At 58.9% G+C, this 25974-nt stretch carries 18 protein-coding genes; 4 read left to right on the forward strand and 14 right to left on the reverse strand.

The features are described from left to right. Window positions 1-288: 288 nt before the first annotated feature. From RT551_RS07760 to RT551_RS07790, 7 genes are all read right to left on the reverse strand, one after another. On the reverse strand, window positions 289-606 hold the full coding sequence (locus RT551_RS07760; RefSeq protein ID WP_313457126.1) for a hypothetical protein: 318 nt from the start codon (window positions 604-606) through the stop codon (window positions 289-291). Further along, on the reverse strand, window positions 603-5369 hold the full coding sequence (locus RT551_RS07765) for an RHS repeat-associated core domain-containing protein (protein ID WP_313457128.1): 4767 nt from the start codon (window positions 5367-5369) through the stop codon (window positions 603-605). Before RT551_RS07765 ends, RT551_RS07760 begins: the two co-directional genes overlap by 4 nt. Before the next feature lie 476 nt (window positions 5370-5845). After that, on the reverse strand, window positions 5846-6250 hold the full coding sequence (locus RT551_RS07770; protein WP_313457131.1) for a hypothetical protein: 405 nt from the start codon (window positions 6248-6250) through the stop codon (window positions 5846-5848). Continuing rightward, complete coding sequence (locus tag RT551_RS07775; RefSeq protein ID WP_313457133.1) at window positions 6250-6621, reverse strand: HigA family addiction module antitoxin; 372 nt, start codon at window positions 6619-6621, stop codon at window positions 6250-6252. The genes RT551_RS07770 and RT551_RS07775 overlap by 1 nt, the downstream gene beginning before the upstream one ends. Next, window positions 6584-6883 (reverse strand): hypothetical protein, encoded by a 300-nt coding sequence (locus tag RT551_RS07780; RefSeq protein ID WP_313457135.1) that lies wholly within the window; start codon window positions 6881-6883, stop codon window positions 6584-6586. The genes RT551_RS07775 and RT551_RS07780 overlap by 38 nt, the downstream gene beginning before the upstream one ends. A 63-nt stretch (window positions 6884-6946) precedes the next feature. Next, complete coding sequence (locus RT551_RS07785) at window positions 6947-7264, reverse strand: hypothetical protein (protein ID WP_313457137.1); 318 nt, start codon at window positions 7262-7264, stop codon at window positions 6947-6949. Further along, window positions 7261-7644 carry a hypothetical protein gene (locus RT551_RS07790; protein WP_313457139.1) on the reverse strand — a complete coding sequence of 128 codons (384 nt, stop codon included), beginning with the start codon at window positions 7642-7644 and terminating at the stop codon, window positions 7261-7263. The genes RT551_RS07785 and RT551_RS07790 overlap by 4 nt, the downstream gene beginning before the upstream one ends. A 624-nt stretch (window positions 7645-8268) precedes the next feature. On the opposite strand from RT551_RS07790, the gene RT551_RS07795 reads away from it, so the two are divergent. Then, window positions 8269-9393 (forward strand): DUF3578 domain-containing protein, encoded by a 1125-nt coding sequence (locus tag RT551_RS07795; RefSeq protein WP_313457141.1) that lies wholly within the window; start codon window positions 8269-8271, stop codon window positions 9391-9393. Between the two features lie 94 nt (window positions 9394-9487). On the opposite strand, the gene RT551_RS07800 is transcribed toward RT551_RS07795, so the two are convergent. Beyond that, the gene (locus RT551_RS07800) at window positions 9488-12214 is read right to left on the reverse strand and encodes a hypothetical protein (RefSeq protein WP_313457142.1); all 2727 of its coding nucleotides are present in this window, start codon (window positions 12212-12214) and stop codon (window positions 9488-9490) included. A gap of 53 nt (window positions 12215-12267) precedes the next feature. After that, on the reverse strand, window positions 12268-12888 hold the full coding sequence (gene tmk / locus RT551_RS07805; protein WP_313457143.1) for a dTMP kinase: 621 nt from the start codon (window positions 12886-12888) through the stop codon (window positions 12268-12270). A 40-nt stretch (window positions 12889-12928) separates the two neighbouring features. On the opposite strand from tmk, the gene RT551_RS07810 reads away from it, so the two are divergent. After that, window positions 12929-14326, forward strand: coding sequence for a radical SAM protein (locus RT551_RS07810; RefSeq protein ID WP_313457144.1), 1398 nt, complete (start codon window positions 12929-12931; stop codon window positions 14324-14326). A 509-nt stretch (window positions 14327-14835) separates the two neighbouring features. On the opposite strand, the gene RT551_RS07815 is transcribed toward RT551_RS07810, so the two are convergent. From RT551_RS07815 to aceE, 5 genes are all read right to left on the reverse strand, one after another. Further along, the gene (locus RT551_RS07815; protein ID WP_313457145.1) at window positions 14836-15825 is read right to left on the reverse strand and encodes a type II toxin-antitoxin system PemK/MazF family toxin; all 990 of its coding nucleotides are present in this window, start codon (window positions 15823-15825) and stop codon (window positions 14836-14838) included. Between the two features lie 575 nt (window positions 15826-16400). Then, window positions 16401-17345: a hypothetical protein gene (locus RT551_RS07820; RefSeq protein ID WP_313457147.1), complete on the reverse strand. Its 945-nt coding sequence runs from the start codon at window positions 17343-17345 to the stop codon at window positions 16401-16403. Further along, on the reverse strand, window positions 17342-19276 hold the full coding sequence (locus RT551_RS07825; RefSeq protein ID WP_313457149.1) for a hypothetical protein: 1935 nt from the start codon (window positions 19274-19276) through the stop codon (window positions 17342-17344). The genes RT551_RS07820 and RT551_RS07825 overlap by 4 nt, the downstream gene beginning before the upstream one ends. Beyond that, window positions 19273-20541, reverse strand: coding sequence for a metallophosphoesterase (locus RT551_RS07830; RefSeq protein ID WP_313457151.1), 1269 nt, complete (start codon window positions 20539-20541; stop codon window positions 19273-19275). Before RT551_RS07830 ends, RT551_RS07825 begins: the two co-directional genes overlap by 4 nt. A 926-nt stretch (window positions 20542-21467) precedes the next feature. Continuing rightward, entirely contained in the window at window positions 21468-24155 is a 2688-nt protein-coding gene (gene aceE, locus RT551_RS07835) for a pyruvate dehydrogenase (acetyl-transferring), homodimeric type (RefSeq protein WP_313457153.1), read from the reverse strand. A gap of 278 nt (window positions 24156-24433) precedes the next feature. On the opposite strand from aceE, the gene RT551_RS07840 reads away from it, so the two are divergent. Continuing rightward, on the forward strand, window positions 24434-24934 hold the full coding sequence (locus RT551_RS07840; protein WP_313457156.1) for a PadR family transcriptional regulator: 501 nt from the start codon (window positions 24434-24436) through the stop codon (window positions 24932-24934). Between the two features lie 111 nt (window positions 24935-25045). Beyond that, on the forward strand, window positions 25046-25843 hold the full coding sequence (locus tag RT551_RS07845; RefSeq protein ID WP_313457159.1) for a siderophore-interacting protein: 798 nt from the start codon (window positions 25046-25048) through the stop codon (window positions 25841-25843). The last annotated feature ends 131 nt before the right edge of the window (window positions 25844-25974 follow it).

Genomic DNA, 25974 nt, shown 5'->3' on the forward strand with positions numbered 1-25974 from the left:
GCATTGGCGGCCTAGTTCCACTTTTGGCGACAGCTAGAAGTGGGGGGATTACCGATGTAGTCCACGTCCGGCACATCCGCTACCGGTGCGTTGATCACCGCCACCCGGTAGTTGTCCAGCCAGATCGCCCACTGTAGAGCCTGCCCGGTGCTGCTGTAGTTTCCCAGCACCGGCCGGCTTCGACTTACACGGTGAGCTGATCGCTTACGCCGTTGTGCTCGCCCTGGACACGCTCGCAGCCGTGGTTGTAGCGCGAAGTTTTCGCGCCCACACGGCCCCGCATGTGAATCAACGCGCCTTCGACCGGAAGACGCGGTAGTACCAATATTTCTCCCGATTGCGAAACCACCCGGAAAATTCCGGACAGTCGAAGACCTTCAGTTGGGGCATTGAGATTCCATATCTGTAGAAGAACCCAATGAGATCCTCCAGATCCCCCTTGGTCATTGAACTCCTATCCACCGAAAGAAGAAGCGTATCTCCCTTGCCGTGAAACTCCTTCACGAAGCGCATCTTATTGAGCCAATCAAAGAAGCAGCTTTCGTCGTGCGGCGAGTAGTAGGTCACACGCGTCACCCGCAACTCAACCATATCCTTGCCGATCATCTTCTGCGTCCCCCTGGATAGACATTGATATAGCCGCCCTTCTTCCTCTGTACATCCCAATGCGGCCCACCATGAGCGCCACCACCCCAGCCGCTAGGAATCCAGACATCTCCGGCCGCGTCTTCCCATCCGTACCCCCGGCCGTTTGGGGACTGAACCCATTTCGGACCATCTTTTCCAGGCACGTAACCATCATCTTCGCATGGCAATCCAGGTGCCTTCGCTCCATTTGGATCGCGAGCATCTTTGGGTTCAGGCAATGCCTTGGCTAGAACAGCCAGGATCTCCCATGATTGCGTATTGGTCACCAAGAGTCCCAGCGCATCCAGCGCGGCTTGACCCGGATATATGACTGGCCCCATCGGCTCGCTACCAAGCCCGGGGTAATCAGGATTTACACCGCCAGATGGCACAGGAAGGTATGGCGAAGGCTTGACCCCCCGAAGTGCGGGATTCAATCCCAAGAAATCGTACTTCAAGAGCGGGCTTGCCTCGGCATACCAGTACGTGCTGATACCACCCGCCAACCCAATCGGATCACTCTGCGAGTACCTACCTACCGCCGGGTCATACTCTCGCTGGTAGTTATAGAACAACCCACTAGCATCCGTCGCCTGCTGCCCCGGGAACCGCAGCGCCAGCTCAAACGCCACACCATCCCCATCCGGATCACCATTCGGAGCCTGGTTCCCAAACACCTCGCTCTTACTGCTCCACTCCCAGATGCTCAGATTGCGCACCGGGTCGATCACCACTCGCGGGGTGCCCAGGTGGTCGGGCTGGATGTAGGCCACCTCCGGCACGCCCACTGCCGGCGCGTTGATCAATGCCACCGGATAGTTGTCCAGCCAGATCGCCTGCTGCAGCGCCTGCCCGGTGCTGCTGTAGTTACCCAGCCACTGACCCGCTTCGTCATACACGGTGAGCTGCGCACTGCCGCCGCTGGGTTCGCGCTGGATGCGCTCGCCACGGTGGTTGTACAGGTAGCTTTCCAGCACCGCCCCATCCTGCTTGGCCTGACGCAGGCGGTTGGCGTCGCTGTACACGTACTCGCGGCTGCCAATGCTGGTGGTGTTACCCGCCGCATCGTGGTCGCGAATTTCGCCATCCACACTGGTCAGGCGGTGGCTACCCGAGGCGTAGGTGTACACCTGGGTGCCGGCGTTGCTGGTCATCCCCATGCGATTACCGGTCGGGTCGTAGTCGTACGCCTCGATCACCGTCCCGCTGGGGCCGTCCTTGGTCTGGGTGAGCCGGCCCATGCCGTCGTAGCCGAACTGCGCCAGCGACTGGCTGCCGTCAGCGGTCTTGAGCTCGGTGATGGCTCCCACCGGGTCATAGGTGAACCCCAACGACAGGCCATCCTGGCCCACGTCCCAGATCCGCTCGGGACGGTAGTTATGGTCCACCGGACGAATCAACTGGCGGCCGTCACCGTAGCTCCAGCCGGTGGCCGGCCCAAACGGGGCATACATCAGGTTGTTCACCACCACCTGCCGGGATTGCCCCGGACGGGTCAGGCCGATCTCGCTGATCCGGCCCAGACTGTCGCGCACGTAGTCGGCCACGCTGCCGTCCGGATAGATCAGCTGCTGCAGGCGGCCGCCGATGGTGTAGGCGTAGCGCACGGCGCTGGCCACGCCGTTGACGGTCTGCACCTTGCGGGTCATCTGGCCGAAGCGGTCGTAACAATAGGTAGTGCTGCCGCCGGCATGCTGCACCTGGGCCACGCGGCCCTTGTGGAAGCGCTCGTTGGTGGTGCACACGGCCGGGGCGGTGTCGTAGGCGTAGCCGACGTTGAGGTTCGGGTCGGGGTAGCTGATGCCGATCAGGCGGTTGAGGGCGTCGTAGTGGTGCAGCACCTGCACGCCGCGCGCATCGGTGCGCACGGTGAGGTTGCCGGCCGCATCGCGGGCCATGGCGGTGTTGCCGCTGTCCGGGCTGTTCTGCGCGATGAGGTCGCCGAAGCCGTTGTAGGTGTAGGTGGTGTTCAGGCCCTTGGGGTCGGTGACCTGGGTGACCTGGTCCAGCGCGTTGTAGGTGTTCTTGATTTCCGCATTGATGCCGGTGGCGTCCTGCAGTGTGCGGGCCAACCGGTTGAGCCGGTCGTACCGGTGGGTGGTACTGCGCTGAAGCGCGTCCACCACGGCTTCCGGGTTGCCTTCGGGGTCGTAGGCAAAGCCGGTATCGTGGTTGTTGGCGTCGCGCAGGACCATCAGTTGGCCCAGCGTGTTGTAGATGCGACTGAGGGTGCGGCGCAGACTGCCGCCAGTGTCGGCGGTGTCCTCGCGCAGCCGGTTGCCGGCGTTGTCCAGGACGTAGTGGATGGAGTTGCCTGCGCTGTCCTCGATGTCGGTCAGGCGCTGCGCGGCATCGTAGATATAGGTGATGCTGCTGCCGTCGGGCTCGCGGATCTTTTGCACCTGGCCGGTGGGCCAGTAGTCGATCAGGGTGGTGCGGCCTTCGCCGGGCACCGCCGGATTGACCCGGATAGCAACAGGCCAGCCGCGCGGGTGGTACTCGTACTCGGTGGTCACCGCGTTGCTGTCGGCCACCTGGAGCGGACGGCCCAACGCGTCGTAGCGCAGCGTGAGGGTGGTGTGGCCCAGGCCGTTGGTGATGCTGTGCAGGTCGCCCTTGCGGAACTCGCAAACGCCGGTACTGGCCGGCCCGCAGTTCGCGCCGTCAACGGGGTAGTACGCGTAGGTCACGATGTCGTTCACATCGTTACGCGGGCCGTCCACCTGCTTGAGCAGGCCCAGCACCGGGCAGCTGCCGCCGGCCGCCACGTCGGCCGCCTCGCAGTAGCTGAAGGTGGTGGTGCGCACTTCATTACTGAGCAGATCGCGCAAGACCACGCTGGTGGGCTGCAGGCGCGCATTACGAACGGTCCGGGTTTCGAGATCGCCAATGCGGCTGTACACCACGCGGTTGCTGCCGGTAAGCGTGTGGATTTCGGTGACGCGCTGTTCCGGCTGGCCGACCGCTTCGGTAATGGTGGTGATCTCCACCGGCTGGCCGCTGTTAGGGTCGGCACCGGTGCTGTAGGCATAGGTGGTCTGGGTGCCACGGCGGTCGGTTTCACTCGCCAGCCGGCGGCGGAAGTCCTGCGCCTTGGGGTAGTAGGTGCGGCTGATCGGTCCCTGCGGGTCCGTCACGCCGGTGACCTTACGCGGGTAGCCTTCACCGGCGGTAGGGCTGAGGCTATGGGTGGCTACCTTGCCCAGCGCATCGGTGACGATGGTCGTGCCAGCGGCGGTGTACTCCAGACGCACACCGTCAACACCGACATCCGCTCCCGTGCAGTCCCCGGAGTGGCGGCTGCAGGTCACGCGGCCCTTGGTGTCGTAGTTGTACCAGCTGTAACGGCGTGCATCCTCGGTGGTGATGCCGGTGAGATAGCGCGGGAAGCTGGCGTTCTCGTAGTGATACACGCGCACCGTGTTGCCTGGGTACTGAACCGTGGCCACCTGGCCGTTAGTGTTGTAGGTGTAACTGGCCACCAGCTGGCCGCTGACGGACAACGCGCTGATCAGATCGTCGCCTGCCAGTGCTTCGTAGTGGAACAACAACGCGCGGCCACTGGAATGGGTGATCGAAAGCAATCGCCCCTGTGCGTCGTGCTGGTAACTGAGGGTGGTGCCGTTCTCGAAGGCGCGCTGCTGTAGTCGACCGTTGCTGCCAAAGGTGAGCACTTCGTCACTGCGGTACAGCAGCCAGTTGCCGCCCTGCTGCTGCAGCCGGTCGCCGCTGCCATTGGCGGCCTCGTAGGCCGCGCCCACCGCCGAGAACGCGACGTGCGTGCCATCGCTTTCAATCAGCCCCACCGTGAACACATTGCTGGGCGGGAAACCGCTGCTGTCCGTGCCCATGGCCAGGAACAGATTGTGCGAATGGGTCCAGTTGGGACCGAAGCCGCCGGCCGGGGCCGAGGTCATCGAATTGAAGTGGCGTACGAACTGGATCCAGCCCAGGTCCAGATCGGATTCGGGTTGGGATTTGTTGCCCGTGGTGGCATCGCAGGGGTTGCCCTTCTGGTGCAGCGGACCACCTTTGCCGTTCTGTGCGGCGCACTGGTTGGCCACCGGCGAGCTGGAGTACTTCATCAGCATGCTGCCGATCTGCTCCTGCGCCGGATGCATGCCGCACATGCCGATCTCCGGCTTCCACGCCATCAGCGCGGTGTTGGGGCACTTCACCGTGCGCGTGCGGCCCACGTTGACGCTGGCCTGCGACAGGATGCAGGTACCGGTGCGCGGGTTGATGACGTAATTCGGGGTGTCATACGTGGCGGACTCGCCGGTGTTGCTGCCATCGGCACCGTCGCCCAGGCCGGCACCGGGCACGCCTGCCCACGTACCGGGAATTACCTGCGTGGCCGGACACCCCGGCGAGGATGCCCGGGTGGTTTTGATGGCATCCACCATCGCCTGCTCGGTGCTGTAGTCCTGGTTGTCGAAGCGGTAGATCCAGTCTGTGACGATCAACTTGGCCGGCTTGATGCGGTAGTCGTAGGTGACCGTTTCGCCGCTGATCCGCATGCCGGTGACCTGCCAGCTGAGCGGGCCGGCGGCGAGGTACGCTGCGAAGTTGTTCTCGACGGCCTTCTGGGCCTGGCCCTCATTGAGGAGCGTTTGGCCTTGGGCAGCTGGGCTCTGCCAGGTTTTCGTCACTTCCTGCGCGTGCGCGATGGGAATTGCGGAGAGTGCGACGAGGAAGAACAGGGCGCTCGGGCGAGTGACAGCGGGGGTGGAACGGGACATTCCGGTACTCCTTCCTGGAGGTGGGACTGCTCGTAGGGCGATGCGGTACTGGGGTGCAGCCACGCAGGGCGTGGCTGTACGGCGGTCGCCCGAGGTTCCTGTGGGCGACTGGATGTGCGGCTGAGTTTCAACGCAGAGTGAACGTCCGGTCAAGACATCAAACTGTGCTGATGCTCACCATTTTTGAAGCACGCCGCGGTTTTTCGGAATGTTCCGAACAATTCTGCGGAGTTTTCCTACGGCGCAATCAGATATTTCCGCGGCCGACATACCCGCTTCGGTAGAGTCGCTCGACAGACGACTGCCGATAACGGTGATCGGCACGGTAGCGCATGACCATCAATCGAAAACGCGCGTCCCCGTTCGATGGTCATGCGTCACCGGGTGATGCGGATTTCACGGCAGTCGTCTATCGACCGACTCTACCGCACCACACAATACAGGCGCATCCGGCAGGTCCATCCCGCCCCACCCCATCACCGCAAATCCCGGAAATACCCCATAAATACCTCATCCCTTAACCACTGGTGCCGCAACCGCAACGTAAACATCACCTGCTCCATCTTCTGTGCCGCCGCAAACCGCTCCGCGTTCCCACTGCACCGCGCGGCATCCAGCTCCCGCCGTGCCTCCGCCAGAAACCGCCCTACCCGGTCTTCCAGCACCCACAGCGCCATCTCTATCCGCGGCAGCCGCGTGCCGCGCGCCATCGCCACGCCCTGCAACGCCAGCTGCAACTGCTCCACATGCAGCGGGTAGTCCTTCAGTTGCTCCGCCAACCGCGCGGGCAGCGGCGGCAGCACCAACCGCGCGCGGGCACCCGGCTGCGGAATCGGCCGCACGCGCCCGGCCATCACGCGTCGAAAGCGCCTGATCACCATCACTGCCCCTCCCCGACATCGTTGCCGGTCCACCACCCTATTTCCGGGTCGCTGGCGGCCGGGCAGATGCCGGCGGTGGGGTGCGGGCGTTCGCGCTCGGCCATTTCCAGATCGAACCGCACCTGCAGGTTCATCCAGAACCACGGCGAGGTGTTGAAGTAGTGCCCCAGGCGCAGCGCGGTATCGGCAGTGATGGCTGCGGTGCCACGCATGATGCTGGCAATGCGGGTGTGGGACACGTTCAGCGCGCACGCCAACGCGCGGCCGGAAAGCCGCATTGGCACCATGAAGTCTTCGGACAGTATGGTGCCGGGGTGCAGCGGCGGCACTTCCTCACTGCGCAGCATGGTGGTGCCTCCTGCGGTTGCCATGGGTGGGGTTGCGCCAGCCGTACTGGCGCTGCACCAGCGCGTCCAGGTCCTCCGGCGTGCGCCGGCGAGGGACCACGGGCTGCGGATGCGGCAGGAGCTTCAGCACGAAGGACGCGGTGATGCGCAGCGCGTCGTTCATCTGCAGATAGATAAGCGGCAGCCGCGGCATCCTGGCGGTCTTGCGCAGATACCAACCCAGCACGCCGCGCACGGCACGCAGGCACCCAGCCCGCGCAGAACGCAGGGGAATAATGATGTTCATGAAATCCTCCACAAGGTTGGTGCCACGCCCGGCGTGGCACGCACGGATCAACCAACCAACCGTTTACTCGCGCCCAAACCGGGAACTGGCCCACCCTTCCCGCCGCGCCCGCTGCACCTCATCTTCCTCGCCGAACTCCGTCTCTCTCGGCTCCACCGGCGGCATCTCCTTGCGCACCTTCAGCGCCGCCCGATCCACCGCATCACTGAAGCAGGTAAGGTCCACCGCATGCGGGTCGTATTCCAGCTCCACGAACCGCTCCATGAACAAGCGAATGGCCTCGGCCGGGTAGTAATGCGCCCGCATGGCCGAGCCCTTGAAGCGGCAGCGCAGGTCGTCTTCCACCTTGAACCGCATGTACGACGGCTTGGTCATGGTCATGGCGTGAACCCCTTCGGCGCGGGGTGGTGGGCGTAGGCCTGCACCTGGCTGTAGTGGACCTCGCGTTCCAGCGTGGTGGGCATGTGCAGGGTGCGGAAGCCCGGCGGGTAGCGCGGGGTGATGATGAGCTGTTCGCCGGTCCACTCGAACCGGAGCGTGGTGCCCTTGCCCAGCCCGATGTGGCGCAGCCAGCGGCCGCGGGTGAGGAAGAACGGGACGTAGTCGTCGTGTTCGTCGTCGTTGGCGGGCGGGGGATTGGGGGGCTCGGAGCCGCCGGCTGAGGCGGCGGCCTGGGGTGGTGGGGTTGGGGTTTCGGATTCCGGTGATATAGCGGCCGGATCGCGTTCGGGGTTGGGTGTTTCGGGCCAGATGTTTTGCATGATGGACAGCCTCATGGTGTAGGCCCCCCTCGCCGGAGGTGGCGAGGGGTGGTCGGGAGGTTGGAACCGTCAAGCGAGACTCGGCGTGGCGTATTTCCCCCGAGGAGAGGGTGTTGTATTAACCACCCTCCCGACCTCGGGCCTACATCCATCATTGTTCTCGCTTGGGAGTTTCCACGCTCCGTCCGACTACCTTGGCCGAATCCGATCTGGAAAAGTACCCCAGCAAAATCATTGACTTAGGGCGATATTTCGGAAACGACAAATGGCTGTCGCGGATGACCCGTTTCAGTCGCAGGATATGGGACGCAGTGCACAGATCATGCCCCTCCCTCGTAGGAGACGGACGAAAAATGCAGATTGACTCGGAGTGGCTGGCCGCTTTCGATGAGGCGCTTTTGGCCTTGTTTGCGATTGACCACGCGGATGCGGGGATGGATCGGGAGGAGTTGGGGTGGTATTGCGAGATGCCGGCTGGGGAGGCGGCGGTGGCGTATGGGGAGGACTTTGATCTTTGTCGGAGGGATCGGGTTTGGCCGGTTCATGGGATCGCATTAAATAGCTAGGGCGTTCCCGTGACGCGATCCTCACTTCTATTGCGGCCGATTGCGACACCGTGGTTAGATGATCGAGGAGACAACGTGGCTGGGGCACATGATGGGAATCAGGGAAGACTTACACGAAGTACTTCAGTTGCAGGAGAGCTATAGTCCCCTCGTCACCGAGCCAATGGCAAAGCGGGGGGCGATCATTCGACATTCCCTCCCCGATCAGATACAGCCACTGACAGAGCTTCTTCGGCTGGAAGCAGGAGTAGATGCCGCCGACTTCCTTATAGAAGGCAGCGATGGCCAGGGTCGTCGCGCTCTTGTCCCATGGGTTCGATTCGGCTCCCGCAGTCGTTCGCCCACTGCGACAAAAGGGTGGTACGTGGTCTTCCTGTTCAGATCAGATGGAACTGGCGCTTACCTCGCCCTTGCCCATGCTTCAAACAACAGCTCGGACGGAGGTTACACTTCACGCTCGACGTCTGAGACAACACGGCTGGTCCGATGGTCACGCGATGTCATTGCAAATGACGTGAGGGACGACACTCGACTCTCAGAGAGTATCCAACTCGGCACAGGAAAATTGGGCAGGTCTTATGAGGCAACGACGGCCATTAGTTACTTCTATCCACGCTCAAGTCTTCCCAACAATGAAACGCTCATAAGTGATTTACGCTTCATGGCTCGATTGCTGGGCTTGATCTATAGCGCTGCTGACGCTCAAGAAAGGACTCAAGAGACTTCTCTCGATGTCATCGACGCAGTCGAAGCAATCGAGGAGTCAACTACCGGAAGAAGACGAAGCGGCCAAGGCTTTGGCCTTACGCCGCAAGAGCGACGTGCGGTGGAGCTGCGAGCAATGGCAGCAACAATCGAATATCTGACCAGCAATGGCTTTTCTGTCGAGGATACAAGCTCTGTAGAGTCCTATGATCTTAAGGCCACGCAAAATTCTGTGTGCCTTCATGTTGAAGTCAAAGGTACTACAGGGACCCTTGGGGACGTCGTACTAACCCGCAATGAGGTCGACCATCACCTCGCTTGCTATCCGAACAATGCGCTTTTTGTACTCTCCGAGGTGAGACTGATCAGATCACCAGTTGGAGTTGTTGCTGAGGGAGGCACCCTCACAGTGAAAGCACCTTGGAACATTGAGAAAGATAGACTGCGCCCAATCGCCTTCCGGTATCGCGTTTCGTAAGCGCGCCAAACGCTCGCACCCGCGACCAGCACGCGCCCGAGCCACGTCAAGGCCATGAGGCTGCCTCCAAGAAGTGCCTCCAATGGCTAGAACGCTAGTGCAGTCGGGATTCACCGCTATCGAAAGTAGAGAACTCCTCGAGAAGTTTGACATTATTCGTGGAAGCCCGACCACGGGCAATGTCTGAAGACGCATCAATTTTGAGCCTTTTCTTAAGCTTAACCCGCTGGAGCAGAAAGCTACTTAGATACTTTTCGTTGACACCCACTGCCCCGTCAACGGACTCATCGACCAACGCTAGCGCTTCCTCCAGCTTTCCGAGCTCCATCTTCACCTGAGAGAGGCTGTGAGCAAGCCAAATGCGGCCTGATGGATCGCCGTCAATCTCTTCAAGAATCTGTTCCGCCTCCAAGTAACGCTTCAACTGATATAGCACCTCTCCCCACTTTCTCCGCTGATATGCGTCCGGATGCTTCAGTGACTCATATGCGTCGAGCGCAAGCCCAAGACAGCCGTCCTTTCCAGCCTTGCCCGCGATTAGCATAATCTCTGCGTAGCTACCTCGACTTTGGTCGTCATCTAACATAAGCGGCGTCGGCTCTGGAAGACGAGCAAGCAAGTCGAATACCCGCTCGGGAGCATGCCAAACTACCGCCCGCGCAAAGTTAGCAAGGGAATGGTAGCCCTGAGGTATACCCATGGCGGCACTGTACAGCGCTTCCGAGAGAAATAGCTCCTCGTGCTCCGCAATCAGCGCCCCGCCCCAGGTTAACCGAGCACCATTGAGACAATCTCCCATAGCCATCAGAAGTGAAGGGGAAACTCCGTGACCTGAGACTTTTTCACTAATTATCTCCGATGCGTAGCGCTTGGCCCGCATATGCTCATTGGGATCCGCGCCAATCAAACGAATCAACTGCAGCTTCGAATCATTGAGTGAGTACTGCGTCACCACCTCTTCAAAAAGCCTCATGGCCGAAGCTCGCCTACCCAGTGCCCGAAGTGTTTTCGCATGATGATGCTTTATCTCCGCAACTTGTCTGTCCGCCAGCCCCAAAGTACCGGCCAGAATTTCATATGCCGGCTCGACCCCTCCTAGCCATGTCCTCGCAGCCTCCGTTCCTGACGTATGACGGAGGTGCCGTTCCTTCGCCTCTATAGATTCGAGCACAACCAAGATTGCCACGTCTTGGCCAATCGCCCCGTGCGATGCGATTCGCCTGGCCTCTTGTAACGGATCCGGGAAGAGGTGCACTGGAACAGAAGCTCCAGACCAGATTGTGGATAGCGCGTACAAGAAGGCGGATCTACGATCTCCCCTCTCGACGTTCAGCGCAATCTTGGATCTGAGCTGCGATGCAATGAGCTGGAGACCATGACCGTCGTTTCGAATCTGTCGGGTTATGAACTCCTCCAGATGACCATCAATCTCATTCGACCTGGCCTCCGTCAGCCAGTTCAGAGATCGAAGAGAAGCAAAGGCGATATCGTGAATTCGAATCGAAGCATCACTCTCAGGCGCAGTAATGCCGTGCCTTTCGAATGCTCTCAATCGCAATGACCCAACAACATGCTTGAAGAACGCTCGATCACAGTGACTCTGGCCTGCCCACTGAAACAGACTTAGTTCATCCTCAAGGACCGGCCTGAGTCTGCCGAGAATTCTGTCCGCGAGCCTCCCGCCGCTCACAGGCAGCTTAGCCACGTTTGAGCAGTCTTCCGCAAGCTCCGACCAAGCAACGCCTTCGCGAGCAGCGGCATTGAGGAGCGCAAGACTCAAGGGATGACCGCCGACAGCCGCCCATATCCTCTCAAACTCGAAATGGGGAACTGAGCAAGAGACGCCTTGATTCAACAAGGACCTAGCCTGCTCCTTATGCATCGGCGGCATAGAATAGGCCTTTCCAGAGGGATTCTGCCTCGTGATGATGATTCGGGAATCTGGCCCGCACAAGTCCGACAAATGGGAAACATCCAAACCCGGAGCCGCATCATCAATAACGAGGAGGGTGCTGTTTCTTCGCAAGAGAGCGCTTATGTTTCGCTCTGCCCCGCCCCTTCTAACAGGGACGGAAGAGAGTCTCTCAATGCTATCAACATCGCGACCGCTCACCCAAAACCTGTAGTCAAACTTGCTTGCACATCTTTCAAGGCAGGCAGCGGCCGCTTGAGACTTGCCTATTCCACCAATTCCACTTATCTCGATGCAAGCCTCATGTCCCATAAGCTTGTCCAGCTCAGCATCTACCAGCTCGTTGCTGATATACGAATGACTCAATGGAGGCGCATTCAGTGATGCCGGATGGTCATCGCGAATCTCCGAAAGGACTGGAAGATACTCGGCAAGCTCGTCGATCGCGTCATCGGACAACATTAGTTGATCGACAAGTGCTTCCGCGATGGAACGACTATCCATCAGGTTTAGCCTCTTCCCCACTAGTCCATTCTGGATAGAAAGCTCACTAACCATTCTCTCGATCACCCCCGTTTCGGCACGCTGGGAGCACAGCAGAAAGATCTCCTCGGCCGCTGGGGCTAGAGTCAGCGAGTGAGCAAGGTCCCTCTTTGGCTTGAGCATGCTCCCGGAGAAGTAGCCCTTCTCGATGGACGCCTCAACGACAATACGACCATCAGAAGAGACTGCGTCGAGCACCCGACCTACAGGGCTTCCATTGATCGTAGAGCCCCGGTGAACGAGCTGCACGCCATGGAGCCGCTGAACTAGCACGACAGAGAACCGCTCAAAGGTCGACCCCGGTGCTAGCACGGCCAGCGAATCAACGATACGATGGATAAGAAGGCTGCGAGTTTGAGGGTTCATCGGCGGTCTATGCTTCGGTTGACTCTTCTGTTTCCTAGTGCATTAAGGGCGAATTACTCCAGTTCGCGCATCGCTTGCACCTCTCTCCAGATCGCCGCTGCGACATTGCATATGGGTTGGTCTGCGTCAATGACCCGACAACGGCGCACCTGCTCTGCCGCAACTGTCCTCAGCGACGTCCGTATGGCCTCGAAGTTTCTTAGCTTCTCCGCGGGGTCAACTGCTCCGTCGACCCTCTGGTCGCGTCGCTGACTTGCGATCTCTGGCGGAAGATCAAGAATGATGGTCAGGTCTGGAATGGTATTGCCCACAACGGCCCTATTAGCGGCAACGAACAGATCATGCAAATCACCGCCCGACGCGCCAACTTGGTATGCGAATGTCGAGTCAATGAAGCGATCTGATACCACCCAGTGGCCCAGCTCCAGCGCGGGACGGATGACACTTCGAACGTGGTCGCATCTTGCGGCGTAAACTAGGAGCATCTGCTCGATCGGCTGGAGCGCACGGTCAGGACGCGTCATCATCTGCCTCACTTCAGCCCCAAGTTGGCCCCCATCCGGCTCCTTGGTTTGTACAACATGAAGCCCAGCGTTTCTGAGGCGAGCCACAAGGTGACCAACCTGCTCTGTCTTTCCGCTACCGTCTATTCCCTCGATGCTGACAAATGGCACGTAAACCTTCCGCTCGAAATCTAAAAATATTGGCCATCTGATGAAGAAATCAGACGTTGTTGTGTTTGTGTCCGCAGGCATGCTATCACCGAAGAAGCGGGACCACGTACTGGCCCGACGTCAGCTTTACCTGAACTACGGCGCATTATCGCTGGCAACCATTCTCGACGCCACGGGGCTGAAGACCTTATTGTTCCATGGCGAGCATGAGCAGCCCTCTGTGGCCTTGAGAATGCTCATAGAGAGCGGAAGTCTGCCATCACGCTTCCCGGTCATGGTGTCGATCCCCAGCTTCTACGCCCTACCGTGGGCGAGCGCCTTTTGCCAGCTACTACGAACAGCATTCCCCTCATCAAAGATCATAGTTGGCGGACGCTGGGTCGTGGGCCCAGACCCAGAATGGCTACAGAAGAAGCTTCCCGCCGCGGATCTGCTAGTCCCCGGTCTAGGCGAGCCTCTGATCCAGCGCCTTGTGAATGGTGTGGACGACGTGCGTCGTCTCTCCGCCCCTACACCAGACCAGGTGCTCAATCATCGCCTCGTGTTTGACCATGAGCGGTACCAGCCAAGCGTTGAGGCATCGCGCGGGTGCGGAATGGGTTGCGCCTTCTGTGAGGAACGTGACATTCGGCTAGAGAAGCTTCGCTCGCCCGATCAGATTGCATGCGCGATCGCCGCCGTATCCTCCCAGTACAATGGCGGGCAGATCAGACCCTATCTTCAGTCTTCGATGTTTCTACCGAGTGAGAGATGGGCGTCGGCATTGGCCAACTCGGTCTCAGAGCTAGGGCTCAACGTACATTGGCGAACGGAGACTCGCGTGGACGCCCTGAGGCCGGAAACGATTCCTTACTTGGCGAAGGCGGGCATGAGGGTTCTTGACCTAGGCCTTGAGACGGCCTCGCCACAGCAGATCGTTAGCATGCACAAGTCCTCCGATCCCGAGCGCTACCTTCGTCGAGCATCACTTCTGTTGAGAGCGTGTCGTGAGAGCGGCGTCGCGACCAAGGTTAATGTTCTCCTTTACGCTGGCGAGACTTCTAAGACCCTGGATGAGACACGAACTTTCCTTGATGAGCATATAGACTCAATCGCCGGCGTTTCCGTTGGTCCCGTGGTTGCGTACGGGCCGCCCAAGATCGCAGATGCGCTGCTCGAAGAGTGGGCAAAGAGCGGCGCTACGCCCGTTGATTCCAACTCTGCAGCGGAGACTGGCATCTCCCAACTTCATCTCAGCCGGGAAATTGACCAAGCAGAAGCAGAGTCTGCAAGCCTTGAGCTGTCCAGGAGATACATGGACGCATCCTCTTACTTCCAACTCAAGAGCTTCTCTTACTACGCTCGAGACTATACTCGGAAAGACTTCGACAATGATGTCCGAGCTAGCCCCTCTAGCCGGCTTCCCTTTCGAACGGACATGGACCTCACTCGGGACTAGCTGCCCGGCTAACGCCAAGCTCATCCAGCTAGATGATCCTGGCTCCAGTTGCGTAATCGAGCAGACGCGCCCGAAAAAACAGAGCGAAGTAGAGCCGAAGGAGACCACAAGACTCTCTGCAGTCCAGCCGAAGTGAGCCTGCCCCGGAGATCCGCACCCAAGAGAGCTGGCATCCCTACTGGGAAGGACGAGAACTGATGACCTCGGTTCAGCGGAGCCCAAAGGAGGATAGCCCATCCAAGGTCAAACCTGAGCTTGCAGAACTAATCAGAGAAATGATTACGGCCCGTAGAGCACTCAAAGGAAGGAGTCCGCAGGGAGACCACCACAGCGACCAACAAAAAGACCGCCAACTGGCGGTCTTTTTGTTTACATTTTTTTCTGCAGCAAGGCAATTAAGCCGTCGCGGGGGTCCGGTGCTGCTCCAGCCTTCCCCGCCATTGGGGTGGATTATACATGGCCCGCGGGAGATGTCAAAACACCCTGAACGGGCGTTCATGTTTGATGTCCTATGCGAACTCCGACACTGACTGAGCTAGATCCAAACCGAGGTCACTAGCCCATTTCGCGGCCAGACGCTTGTATCGCTCGAGATCCATCGTCCGGCTCTCAAGTTCAGCTGCGTAGTGCCGTGTAGCCTCGAGCTCGTTGGGTATGGGGGCCAGGTCTGCGCATCTCCTCCTAAGCCTGGCTACGTCATCCTTAAGCTCCGCATAGTCCGTCACACCGATGGAGTGCAGCAACGCCGCTCTCAAGCGCTGGCTATCAGCAGTGCCCAGCGCCGCGGGATAGGACACGTTTCGCCCTTGCCGGCGGTTGCCCCTGACTGAGTAAAAAGACTCAGGCGGCAAGACGCGCCGGATTGACACCGTCTCAATCATGCTGCAGAGGGCGTAGCTGTCCTTGCCGCTTGTACCGTACCGCGTGAGATCAGACAGCGTAGCCGAGTCAATTTTGAATGAAGTTTTGTCGGTGGAGCTTGAAGGTTCAGAGGTGATGGGAACGACTTGAATTGTAGCCCCCCGCACCTTCACAACGATACAAAGTCGTCGTTTGTGCATCTCCCCCTTCTGAATGGTATCGCTGTATCGCTTGTTGCTCTTAAGCGATCCGTCATCTTTACCCACCGACTGAACGAAGCCGTAATCAACCTCAACCAGGCTACCTTGATGCAGCACTTTCTCCACGCTCGATCCAGACTTGCGGATAGTCTGGTTCAGATACTCCACGGGGCTTGTTACATAGGGCTCCTGCAAAACCACGTCAAAGCTAGTCGGCCCGTCAGCGCATGCGGGCTTGGCGTCTATCCTAGCGACGAACCAGTTGTACGTAGTGCTTCTTGAGAACTTCTTGTTGCAGAACACCATGAAACTTGGAGAAAAGCCCGGCAGGAGCGCTTCGGTCACGCCGTCAAGCGTCTCAGACCCCAGCAAGCTCAGTGTGGTTTGTCCGTTCGGACCAGTCGCTTCCTCGAAGTACCTTACGATCAAATCGGTCATAAAACTGCTCGTTCAGCGGGATAGTAGTAGCGGCTACTCCAAGCCTAATACACAGTGAAGGCTCGGCAGCTCGCAAAAGTTGTTTCACAGTCGTGCTGTGGTGACCCACCGATTCCTGCTCAGGTCATTTGGCTAATGTAGCGGCAAGTACCGCATCCGGGATCATCAACTTGAGTGCGTAACGAGGACTCTGTTGATTGCAGAACGAAATCCAGTCAGCAATCACCCGCGTAGCGTGCATCTAGATGTCAAAGCGATGCCGATGCACACATCGCTCCTCCATTGTTCAAATGACGCATTTCACCACCACGCACGTCCTGATGCGCGGCCCGCAGGGTGCCCTTAATCGCACGCTTCCTGTCATCAATCCGGCTCTCGATCTCAACCGGCGTCAGATCAATCTGCCGACGTGCAGCTGCCACCGTCGTGTTGGCCTTGATGATCTTAAGGAGCAGCGCCGACTTGCACCGGGCGACCCCCTACTTGATCACTCCCGCCCAACTCGCTCATCTGCATTTGCCTTGGAAAGAACCAACACCGGAACAGGAACACAACGGGTCGACACACAAGCATCATTAATGTCGCGATCTCGCGGAGAAGGTGACCTCCATCGTCACAAAGTGGTCCGAAGCCTCGTGATCGTCTGCGGGAAGATCGGTATCTCCCGTTGCGTGCCAGACACCAACACTAGGATTCGCTATAGCAACAAGCATTGCAATAGCCGCAAATATCTTGGGACCGAATGGCAGAATGAGCAGATTTGATCGCTCCGTCAGATCTTGAACTAGAGAGTTCAGATAGAAAAACGACTCCATTGGCTTGTCGACCGGGTAGTAAACCAATTTTGACTCACGGCTCGCACGATCCACCATCTGCTTGTTGTTCTTCAGCACCTCATCATCGAACTCTTTGATCGGCGAGCGAGGGAAGAACACCCATGTTTCCTGAGCGTCAAAATACTCATTTGCACCCTCGGCCTTTGCTGCCTCATAGCCCAACCCCATTACAACCGAAGTTGGGGCATAGGGATCGCTAGGCCAGCCCGCAAATCTCGGAGAGATAGGCCTTATATCTTCGTTATGGCATCCGAGAGACTCCGGGGGAACAAACTTTGATATTACATATCCAAGCGAAACCGTGATGCTCCTAACATCGTCTCTCTCCGTTGAGAAAATTTCATCGAAAGCCAACGCCATGTCCTTTCGAGTCATGCAACTCACGTCAATGAATATTCTTATGCTTTGAGGCGCGTTCGCCATAAACGCCGACAGAGTGCTAGCAAATGACTGCGCCAGAACAATCGCCGCCGATGGAATTCGCCGCTCAATCTCCATTTCCAGATTGATCGAGGTTAGATTTTCATTCCTCCTCGCCAATGCCCACACTTGAGCATTGGTGCCCCGAATCTTGTCGGAGACCAACCACCCTCTACTTTCTCCAGTGATCGATAGGATCACCAAGTCAAACTTTGAGAAGTCCACCTGGCCCTCGTCGTACACCGAATCAACCGAAACTCTCATAGTAGTCTCCCCTGATGAGGTGCGACAGAATCATCAGACTCGCCAGATGAACTTGGCAACTGGGGTCGATCCTTTTGAGCATCAGGCGATGCCTGGTCGAACTGTGCTTGCAGAAGATCCCCACCCTTAAGCACTCCACTCAGTGATCGCTCCTTCGTACTCCGCAGTGGCAACTGGTAGCGAGGAGCGAGTCGATAGCTGATTCTCACTCGCGCATTAACCAGGGAGGGGCTACCACCAGCCTCACCCAATGCTGCCGTTCCACCGCGAACAATTACTAGTGCACCAAGGTCAATGCAGAGTTTTATGTACCCCCCAAACTGAGATAGGGCCTTCTCGTCTAGCTTGAAAGATAGCGCAGGATCAGCCAGAAACTCGCCCTGATACAGGGAACGTCCAAGCTCCTCTCCTAGAACATCAACAAACTTCATTAGCGTCCAAGATCTGTTAGCTGGGGCCGCCCCAGTTGGATAGACAGTGAGCTTTGACACGAATTGCTTGGTATAGTCGCGCAACACAGACGCTTGAACGCCCTGACTCTTTATGCTCGACTCAGATGTAGCGCGATTCGCCTTCAGCAAGTCTGCCAAAGTCAGAATCCAGCGCGGATTCCCCTCGGCGAGATCCAAGAGATTTGGGTAGCCAAAGTACGCCTCTCCGCTTCGCCGGCCGCCACGCCGACTGGCAACCCCAGCCTTGAATTGCATTAATTCTTTATCGCGCAAAAAGACAAGCGGGGTGATTTTACGCACGTATGTCCCAGCCTTAGATGCGTCGGAAAGTGGAGGGTCCGACGGATCAATCTTCTTTCTGTCAAGTTCGCGCTTGAAGGATTCATCTTTTGAATAGAGACTGACGAACGACTCCACACGAGAGCGCTTCGCACTATCGTAGGGTTCGATACAGCCATCGTCGTCCTCTGGTTGGAACCTGCTCGTTCCCAGCACCTTCCCTAGATCGAGATCTGCAATATCCTGTCCAAACAGGGCACGAGAGAAGAGCTTCTCCGCAAAGGCTCGTGCGTCGACTCGCTTTTCGTACCATAGGGGAATTGCCCTATAGTCATTCTCTTGACTAGGAGCCGCACTTCCCCCGCCGAACATTAGATCAGTCCCTGTTGGACTGATAGCAAGCTTGAACTTGATCAACGGATCCGTTGACCGAAGCGCCTGAACAACGCTCTCCAGTATCTCAGGTGGGACAATTTCAAGTTCGTCCAATAGAACTGCCCAGCGCTGCTCACGTCGCTGCAGAATCTCGTTTATTGACTGGAGCCCGCTGACCAGGCTCTCCAACCATGAACTCGCCAGGTATCGGTTGGCCTCGACCACTTCCCCCCATGCCTTGCCGGACTGAATCAGTGCCACCAGAAAACCAATTTCATGCTGCCTCGCCCTGAGGGCGGCTTTGAGGCCTGCGAACGAAGGGACGCCAATGTCTAGCCTCCACAGTCCGGATAGCGCACGAACGATCTCGGCCTCTTGCGTGCGCTCCACGACGAGAAAGACCTTCGGAAGTTGCACACCATACTCAGAAGCTCCGCGAATACAGCTTTCGATCGCCTCAATGATGGCAAGTCCCGTTGCAACAGAGAACGCGGCTTCCATCATGTATCTCTTCACGGACTGATCCAGTCCAACCAGACGCGCTTCCAACTGCTTCGCCCAGCGGACATCTGCAGGCACGAAGACGCCTATGAAACCGATCTCATGCCCCTGCTCTCTCTTCGCCCAAGGAGCGTATGACTCCGGGGTGAGCATCCGCAGCAGCGTCGTCTTGCCACTCCCACGCGGCCCCTCGAGCACACAATGCGAGTCACTAAGCAGCATCTGAAATGCTGCGGGCGCAATGAATCCTCCAGCAATCTCATTGGACTTCAGGTCACGCGCATTGAATACACTCGCACCGCCAAAGTTTTGAACGGAAGTCACTTTCCCCCCTCAAACGAGACGTCATCCGGAAAGAACTGATTATCTGGCCAGGTAAAAGCACCTCCCAACCTGACTACCGCCCTTCGAAACTGATCAACTTGCTTTGGCATTAGGTAGCGAAGTTCAGGTACTACGCCCTGCATCTCACTAAGGGTCAAGAAATCAGCATTCTGTTCCGCCACCTTGTCCCTGAGAGACTCAGCCATTGCATTCACGTTCACCCCAGGGGAAGAGAACCCACAACCAGTCGGAATCCCATGATTGGTTGCAGTTGCGGGGACCCAGCTGTTGTCCACCCATGCGTATGCTGTGACACTGCCTTTCAGTGCAGGCAGCGCTTCATCCGAAACCTGCAAACTCAAGACATATCCTTGCAGTTTTGTATGGAGACCTACCTGATGCCCAACAAGGTCGGCACCGATGCTACCAGCCGCAAAGACGATCGGCTGATTGCCGGCCCCCTGAGCCATGATCAAGCGGCCCGCATGCTTGTGGCCATGCAGGATCAACCATGGGAATCCAGAGTTCTCCAGCACTTCGACGAGACGACTGCCGTTGAACATCTCGATGCGCCCCAGACTGTGTGTTAGAGACTCGTGACTTACCGGAGGATGGTGAAGCAGAGCGATGAAAATCTTGGCACCCGACTCTTCGATCTTCTGATCAATTTCATCTGACAGGAGCTTCAGGGCATAATCGCTAATGCGACCGCGCTCGAACTCGTTCATTCGCATCGTCGGATGAAAGTGGCTTGAATTCACTAACAGAAAAAGGACCGAACCATCACTGATGAACTCGTATCCTTTGCCCCAGTAAATCCACTTCCGCTCAACACCATTCCAGTGGGAGCTTGGATAGTCAGAAAGCGCTTGAAGCATGCCAAGGGGATCGACTGACGCTTCAGCATTGCCGGCAGCATCATGTGACGGGTTGTCATCCCTGGAGCAGACTTCGTGATTTCCGGTTGCAGCGATCAGATGCCTAGCGCCCACAACCTCCTTAATCTCATTCAGCTTTTCCCATCCAAGTTTCAGACCTTCTGGGGACGCTCGATCAGTAATGTCACCCGGGCATATCACGTAGTCCGCCCGGACATCATCCCTCCTCAAGGCGTCGACAAAGGCTGCAACAGGGTCGTAGCCTACCGCGCCTCGCGCGGCGGCAGCGGGCCGCACTTCGTTGTTTGCATGTTTTCGATAGTGTAGATCAGAGATCACCACAATCTTTACATCTGTAGCCATCACCCCCCCCGACAATTGATCCATCAATAGTTGCGTAGGAATACCTCACCAGCCTGGCCTCGTCCGTAAGCGAAGCCGCTCACGTTTCGGGGAACAACGAGTGACGAGACGTTCCAACCGTCGAATGCATCTCTGATAACAGGTACATCTGCGTAAGATATGAGAATTCTTGCGCCTTTTCGAGAAGCGCTACTGACGCACGCATGAAACCGCTGGATATCTTCAACGGAAAATGACCCGGGCCCATACTCACCCCGGTTCCGCACCGCCCTGCCTGCATAGGGGGGGTCTAGGTAGATGAAGTCTCCCTTCTTCGCCATCGATAGAGTTTCGGCAAAATCCGAGACGAGAAGAGTTGCTGGCCGAAGCCTCGCTCCCCATCTTGAAAGCTCAGTCACTTCGGGCATCGGAGGAACTCTTGTTCCGCGGGGAACATTGAACTGCCCACTCGCGTTTGTTCGGTAGACGCCATTGAAGCACAACCTATTCAAATACAGGAATCTAGCTGCCCTAGTTTCCGGCGTAAGCTCATGTGGCGAAAGAGACCTGACACCATAGTAGGTTTCCTCCTGAAGATCCCACTTAGACAAATGCTGCGCGAGGACTTTTGGACGCCAGCGCAGCATCTTATAGAAATGCATCAGCTCTGGATTTATGTCACTGACTACGGCTGGGACGCTCGGCAGTTTGAAATACAAGCAAAGGGAGCCACAGAATGGCTCCATGTATCGCGAATAGCGCTCTGGCATCTGGTTCAAAATTTCAGGCAGAAGCCTTCTTTTGCTGCCAGCCCAGCGAATGGGAGAGTTCATCGATTCATCTCTATTCGACTGTTCAACTCGATATCCCGTGTAGACGCCGTGACCCCAAGATCTCGGAATGAAAAAAGGCCCCCATTCAACCTTGAACGAGGGCCCTTAGTCTATCCAATTATTCCTGCGCTAATTCATTTAAACCCCAACAGGGTTCGACTTCTCCGGATCAATCTTGTACTGCTTGATCGCCCGAGCCACATCCTTCCCGGTCATCTTCCCGTCCTTCGCCAGCGCCGCAATCGCCGCGTGGGCAATGTAGTACCGGTCCACTTCAAAGAAGCGGCGCAGGTTGGCGCGGGTGTCCGAGCGGCCGAAGCCGTCGGTGCCCAGCACGGTGTAGGTGGCCGGCACAAAGGCGCGGATCTGGTCGGCGTAGGCGCGCACGTAGTCGGTGGCGGCAATCACCGGGCCCTGGCGGTCTTCCAGCAGCTCGGTCACGTAGGCCTTGCGCTGGGTGTCTTCCGGGTGCAGGCGGTTCCAACGCTCTGCGTCGAAGCCATCGCGGCGCAGTTCGTTGAAGCTCGGGCAGCTCCAGATGTCGGCGGTCACGCCGAAGTCCTTCTCCAGCAGCGCGGCCGCTTCAATGGCTTCGCGCAGAATGGTGCCCGAACCCAGCAGCTGCACGCGCAGCTCGTTCTTCTTCGGCTTGCCGGCGTCGGTCAGCAGGTACATACCCTTCACGATGCCTTCGGCTGCACCTTCCGGCATTTCCGGGTGGGTGTAGTTTTCGTTCATCAGGGTCAGGTAGTAGTACTCGTCTACCTGGTCTTCCATCATGGCCTTGGTGCCGTGCTGCAGAATCACCGTCACTTCGAAGCCGAAGGTCGGGTCGTAGCTGCGCACGTTCGGGATGCCGCCGGCAGCCAGGTGGCTGTGGCCGTCTTCGTGCTGCAGGCCTTCACCGTTCAGGGTGGTGCGGCCGGCGGTGCCGCCGAGCAGGAAGCCGCGGGTACGCATGTCCGCCGCCTGCCAGGCAATGTCGCCCACGCGCTGGAAGCCGAACATGCTGTAGTAGATGTAGAACGGCAGCATCGGCACGTTGCTGACCGAATAGCTGGTACCGGCGGCCATCCACGAGGCAATGGCACCCGGCTCGCTGATGCCCTGCTGCAGCACCTGCCCGCTCTGGTCTTCGCGGTAGAACATCAGCTGGTCGGCGTCGACCGGCTTGTACTTCTGGCCGAACGGCGCGTAGATGCCGATCTGGCGGAACAGGCCTTCCATACCGAAGGTACGGGCTTCGTCGGCCACGATCGGCACGATGTGCGGGCCCAGTTCCTTGTCGCGCAGGGTGATGTTCAGGCTCTGCACGAAGGCCATGGTGGTGCTGTAGCTGCGCTCGCCGCTGCTCTTCAGCAGGCGCTCGTAGGCTTCCAGCTTCGGTGCGTTGAAGCTCTTGCTGGCCTTGCGGCGGCGCTGCGGCAGGTAACCACCCAGGGCGGCACGGCGTTCCTGCAGGTACTTCACTTCCGGGCTGTCCGGGCCGGGGTGATAGAACGGCACCTGGCCGTCCTTCAGCTGCTCGTCGGTAACCGGAATGTTGAAGCGGTCGCGGAAGTGGCGAACGGCTTCGTCGTCCAGCTTCTTGGTCTGGTGGGTGGGGTTCAGCGCTTCACCGGCGCTGCCCATGCCGTAGCCCTTCACGGTCTTGGCCAGAATCACGGTGGGCATGCCCTTCGTGTTCACGGCTTCGTGGTAGGCGGCATACACCTTGTGCGGGTCGTGGCCGCCGCGGTTCAGGCGCCAGATGTCGTCGTCGGACAGACCGGCCACCATGGCGGCGGTTTCCGGGTACTTGCCGAAGAAATGCTCGCGGGTGTACGCGCCGCCGAAGGCCTTGCAGTTCTGGTATTCGCCGTCGACGGTTTCCATCATCAGCTTCTTCAGAACACCGTTGGTGTCCTTGGCCAGCAGGGCATCCCAGTAACCGCCCCACAGCAGCTTGATGACGTTCCAGCCGCCGCCACGGAACACGCCTTCCAGTTCCTGGATGATCTTGCCGTTGCCGCGCACCGGGCCGTCCAGGCGCTGCAGGTTGCAGTTCACCACGAAGATCAGGTTGTCCAGGCCTTCACGGCCGGCCAGGGCGATGGCACCGAGGGTTTCCGGCTCGTCGCTTTCGCCGTCGCCGATGAAGCACCACACCTTGCGGTCGCTCTTTTCGATCAGGCCACGGTTTTCCAGGTAACGCAGGAACTGCGCCTGGTAGATGGCGGCCAGCGGGCCCAGGCCCATCGACACGGTGGGGGTCTGCCAGTAGTCCGGCATCAGCCACGGGTGCGGGTAGCTGGAGAGACCGCCGCCGTCGACTTCCATGCGGAACTTGTCGAGCTGCTGTTCGTCAATGCGGCCTTCCAGGAAGGAACGCGCATAGATGCCCGGGGCGCTGTGGCCCTGGATGAACAGCAGGTCGCCGGGGTGGTTGTCGCTGGGGGCGCGCCAGAAGTGGTTGAAGCCCACGTCGTACAGGGTGGCACCGGAGGCGAAGCTGGCGATGTGGCCGCCCAGGTCGCCCGGCTTGCGGTTCGCGCGCACGACGGTGGCCATGGCGTTCCAGCGGATGATGGAACGAATGCGCCATTCCAGTTCGGCGTTGCCGGGGCTCTTGGCCTCCAGGTTCGGCGAAATGGTGTTCACGTACTCGGTGGTGGGAGAGAACGGCAGGTAGGCACCCGAGCGACGGGTGAGTTCCACCATGCCTTCCAACAGCTGATGCGCGCGCTCAGGGCCCTCGACATCAATAACGGCCTTCAGCGACTCGATCCACTCCTGGGTTTCCACCGGGTTCGGGTCGTTGCTCAGCACATCGTTCAACCAGTTCATTAGCGCTCCCATGACCGCACGCACGCGCGCGAGGTGTTTATAGATTTCTAGCCGCAAAGTGTAGCGCACCAATGGGTTTGCGATCTTCGCTACGGGGGCGTATGGAGGTGGAGCAGCCGGGCAAGCCCGGCTCTACGGGGGCGTGATGCGCGATTTTGCAGCGATGTCTTGGGACAGCGCGCGACATTGTGACGCAGTGTTCCATGGGGTTTGCCGCGATTGATTGAACCGCGCAGGTTTTCGATATATCGTTATCGCACTCGAATCGATATATCGAAATGACCTGTCCACGCGAACCTGATGCCCCTGCGCGCTCCAGCAGCGCGCGGCCGCTGAGCCGGGGTGACCTGCGCCTGCTGGTGCTGGCGCTGCTAGCCGAGCAGCCGCGGCATGGCTATGAGCTCATCCAATGCATCGCGGAGATGTTCGTGCGGGTGTACACGCCCAGTGCGGGCTCGATCTACCCGGTGCTGGCGCAGTTCGAGGCTTCGGGCTGGGTGGATGTGAGCAATGACGGTGGCCGCCGGCGGTTCCAGCTCAATGCGCTGGGCCAGGCGGAGCTGGAGACGCAGCGCGATGAGGTGAATGCGGCGATGCGCCGCGTTCGCGACAGCGCGCGCACGATTGCCAAGGCGAATCTGCCGATGCCGGTGCGGGAAGCGCTGCGCGAGGTGAAGCAGGCGCTTGGGTTGCATCACGCGCGGTGGTCGGATGAGAACACGGCGGTTGTGGCGCAGGCGTTGCGTGAGGCGGCTTTGAGGATTCGGGCCGGGCGGTGACGTACCGGGCGGCCCAGAACACCCCGGTAGGTCACGACCGTTGGTCGTGACCCGCCCAGGCAACACATTTCACATTTGCCGCGATTGCGGCCTTGATACAGGTATTCCCCCATGGCTTTGCACGAACATCAGTTGTTGCGTCATACCGTGAAGTTCCGCCCGCTGCAGGTACTGCGCACCGAAGAGCTGACCCCCAGCATGCGCCGGGTGGTGGTGGGTGGGCCGGCGTTGGAGGGCTTTGATTCGCCCGCTCCGGACGACCACGTGAAGTTGTTCTTCCCCAATGCAGCGGGGGAATTTGTGGTGCCCACGATGACCGAACACGGCCCGCGCTACCCGGAAGGCCAGGAGCCCTCCCCTGCGCGTGACTACACCCCGCGCTGGTGGGATCTGGAGGCCGGTGAGCTGGCGATCGACTTCGTGCTGCATGGCGATGGCGTGGCGTCACGCTGGGCTGAGAATGCGAAGCCGGGTGATGCGATTGCCGTCGGTGGGCCGCGTGGGTCGCATATCACCGCGGATGACTTTGATACGTATGTGCTGATTGGTGATGAGACCGCGCTGCCGGCGATTGCGCGGTGGTTGGAGCAGCTGCCGGAGGGCGCGCGGGCGCAGGTGTATGTGGAGGTGCCTTCGGCGGAGGACCGGCAGGAACTGCCGGAGGATGAGCGCATTGCGGTTTCGTGGTTGGAGCGGAATTGGTTTGATGCGGCCACCAGTACGTTGCTGGAGGACGTGTTTACTGATTTCGAGGAGCCGGAGGGGGATACGTTCTACTGGATTGCGACCGAGTCACGCCGGGCGCGGATGATGCGGAAGTATCTGGAGGGGCATCTGGGGGTGCCGAAGGAGTGGATCCGGTCGAAGGGGTATTGGAAGGCGCATGGGGATGAGCATGAAGGCGATTGATTGTTTGGGGGCCTGACTTGCCGCGATGACGCGCATGGCGCGTCACTACGCAACGTCGGACGTGGGAATGTAGAGCCGGGCTTGCCCGGCTGAACCACCGCGATGTCGGAAGCAAGCCGGGCAAGCCCGGC

Origin of the sequence: Stenotrophomonas sp., from assembly GCF_032103445.1 — a bacterium.
Classification (GTDB): Bacteria; Pseudomonadota; Gammaproteobacteria; order Xanthomonadales; family Xanthomonadaceae; genus Stenotrophomonas.

Excerpts from the sequence above, each read along its gene's own strand:
- RT551_RS07810 (WP_313457144.1), top strand. The coding sequence starts at position 12,929 with ATGAAGAAATCAGACGTTGTTGTGTTTGTGTCCGCAGGCATGCTATCA.
- RT551_RS07760 (WP_313457126.1), bottom strand. The coding sequence starts at position 606 with ATGATCGGCAAGGATATGGTTGAGTTGCGGGTGACGCGTGTGACCTAC.
- RT551_RS07845 (WP_313457159.1), top strand. The coding sequence starts at position 25,046 with ATGGCTTTGCACGAACATCAGTTGTTGCGTCATACCGTGAAGTTCCGC.
- RT551_RS07765 (WP_313457128.1), bottom strand. The coding sequence starts at position 5,369 with ATGTCCCGTTCCACCCCCGCTGTCACTCGCCCGAGCGCCCTGTTCTTC.
- RT551_RS07785 (WP_313457137.1), bottom strand. The coding sequence starts at position 7,264 with ATGACCATGACCAAGCCGTCGTACATGCGGTTCAAGGTGGAAGACGAC.
- RT551_RS07780 (WP_313457135.1), bottom strand. The coding sequence starts at position 6,883 with ATGAACATCATTATTCCCCTGCGTTCTGCGCGGGCTGGGTGCCTGCGT.
- RT551_RS07820 (WP_313457147.1), bottom strand. The coding sequence starts at position 17,345 with ATGAGAGTTTCGGTTGATTCGGTGTACGACGAGGGCCAGGTGGACTTC.
- RT551_RS07775 (WP_313457133.1), bottom strand. The coding sequence starts at position 6,621 with ATGGCAACCGCAGGAGGCACCACCATGCTGCGCAGTGAGGAAGTGCCG.
- RT551_RS07770 (WP_313457131.1), bottom strand. The coding sequence starts at position 6,250 with ATGGTGATCAGGCGCTTTCGACGCGTGATGGCCGGGCGCGTGCGGCCG.
- RT551_RS07830 (WP_313457151.1), bottom strand. The coding sequence starts at position 20,541 with ATGGATCAATTGTCGGGGGGGGTGATGGCTACAGATGTAAAGATTGTG.
- RT551_RS07795 (WP_313457141.1), top strand. The coding sequence starts at position 8,269 with ATGATCGAGGAGACAACGTGGCTGGGGCACATGATGGGAATCAGGGAA.
- aceE (WP_313457153.1), bottom strand. The coding sequence starts at position 24,155 with ATGAACTGGTTGAACGATGTGCTGAGCAACGACCCGAACCCGGTGGAA.
- RT551_RS07815 (WP_313457145.1), bottom strand. The coding sequence starts at position 15,825 with ATGACCGATTTGATCGTAAGGTACTTCGAGGAAGCGACTGGTCCGAAC.
- RT551_RS07840 (WP_313457156.1), top strand. The coding sequence starts at position 24,434 with ATGACCTGTCCACGCGAACCTGATGCCCCTGCGCGCTCCAGCAGCGCG.
- RT551_RS07790 (WP_313457139.1), bottom strand. The coding sequence starts at position 7,644 with ATGCAAAACATCTGGCCCGAAACACCCAACCCCGAACGCGATCCGGCC.
- RT551_RS07800 (WP_313457142.1), bottom strand. The coding sequence starts at position 12,214 with ATGAACCCTCAAACTCGCAGCCTTCTTATCCATCGTATCGTTGATTCG.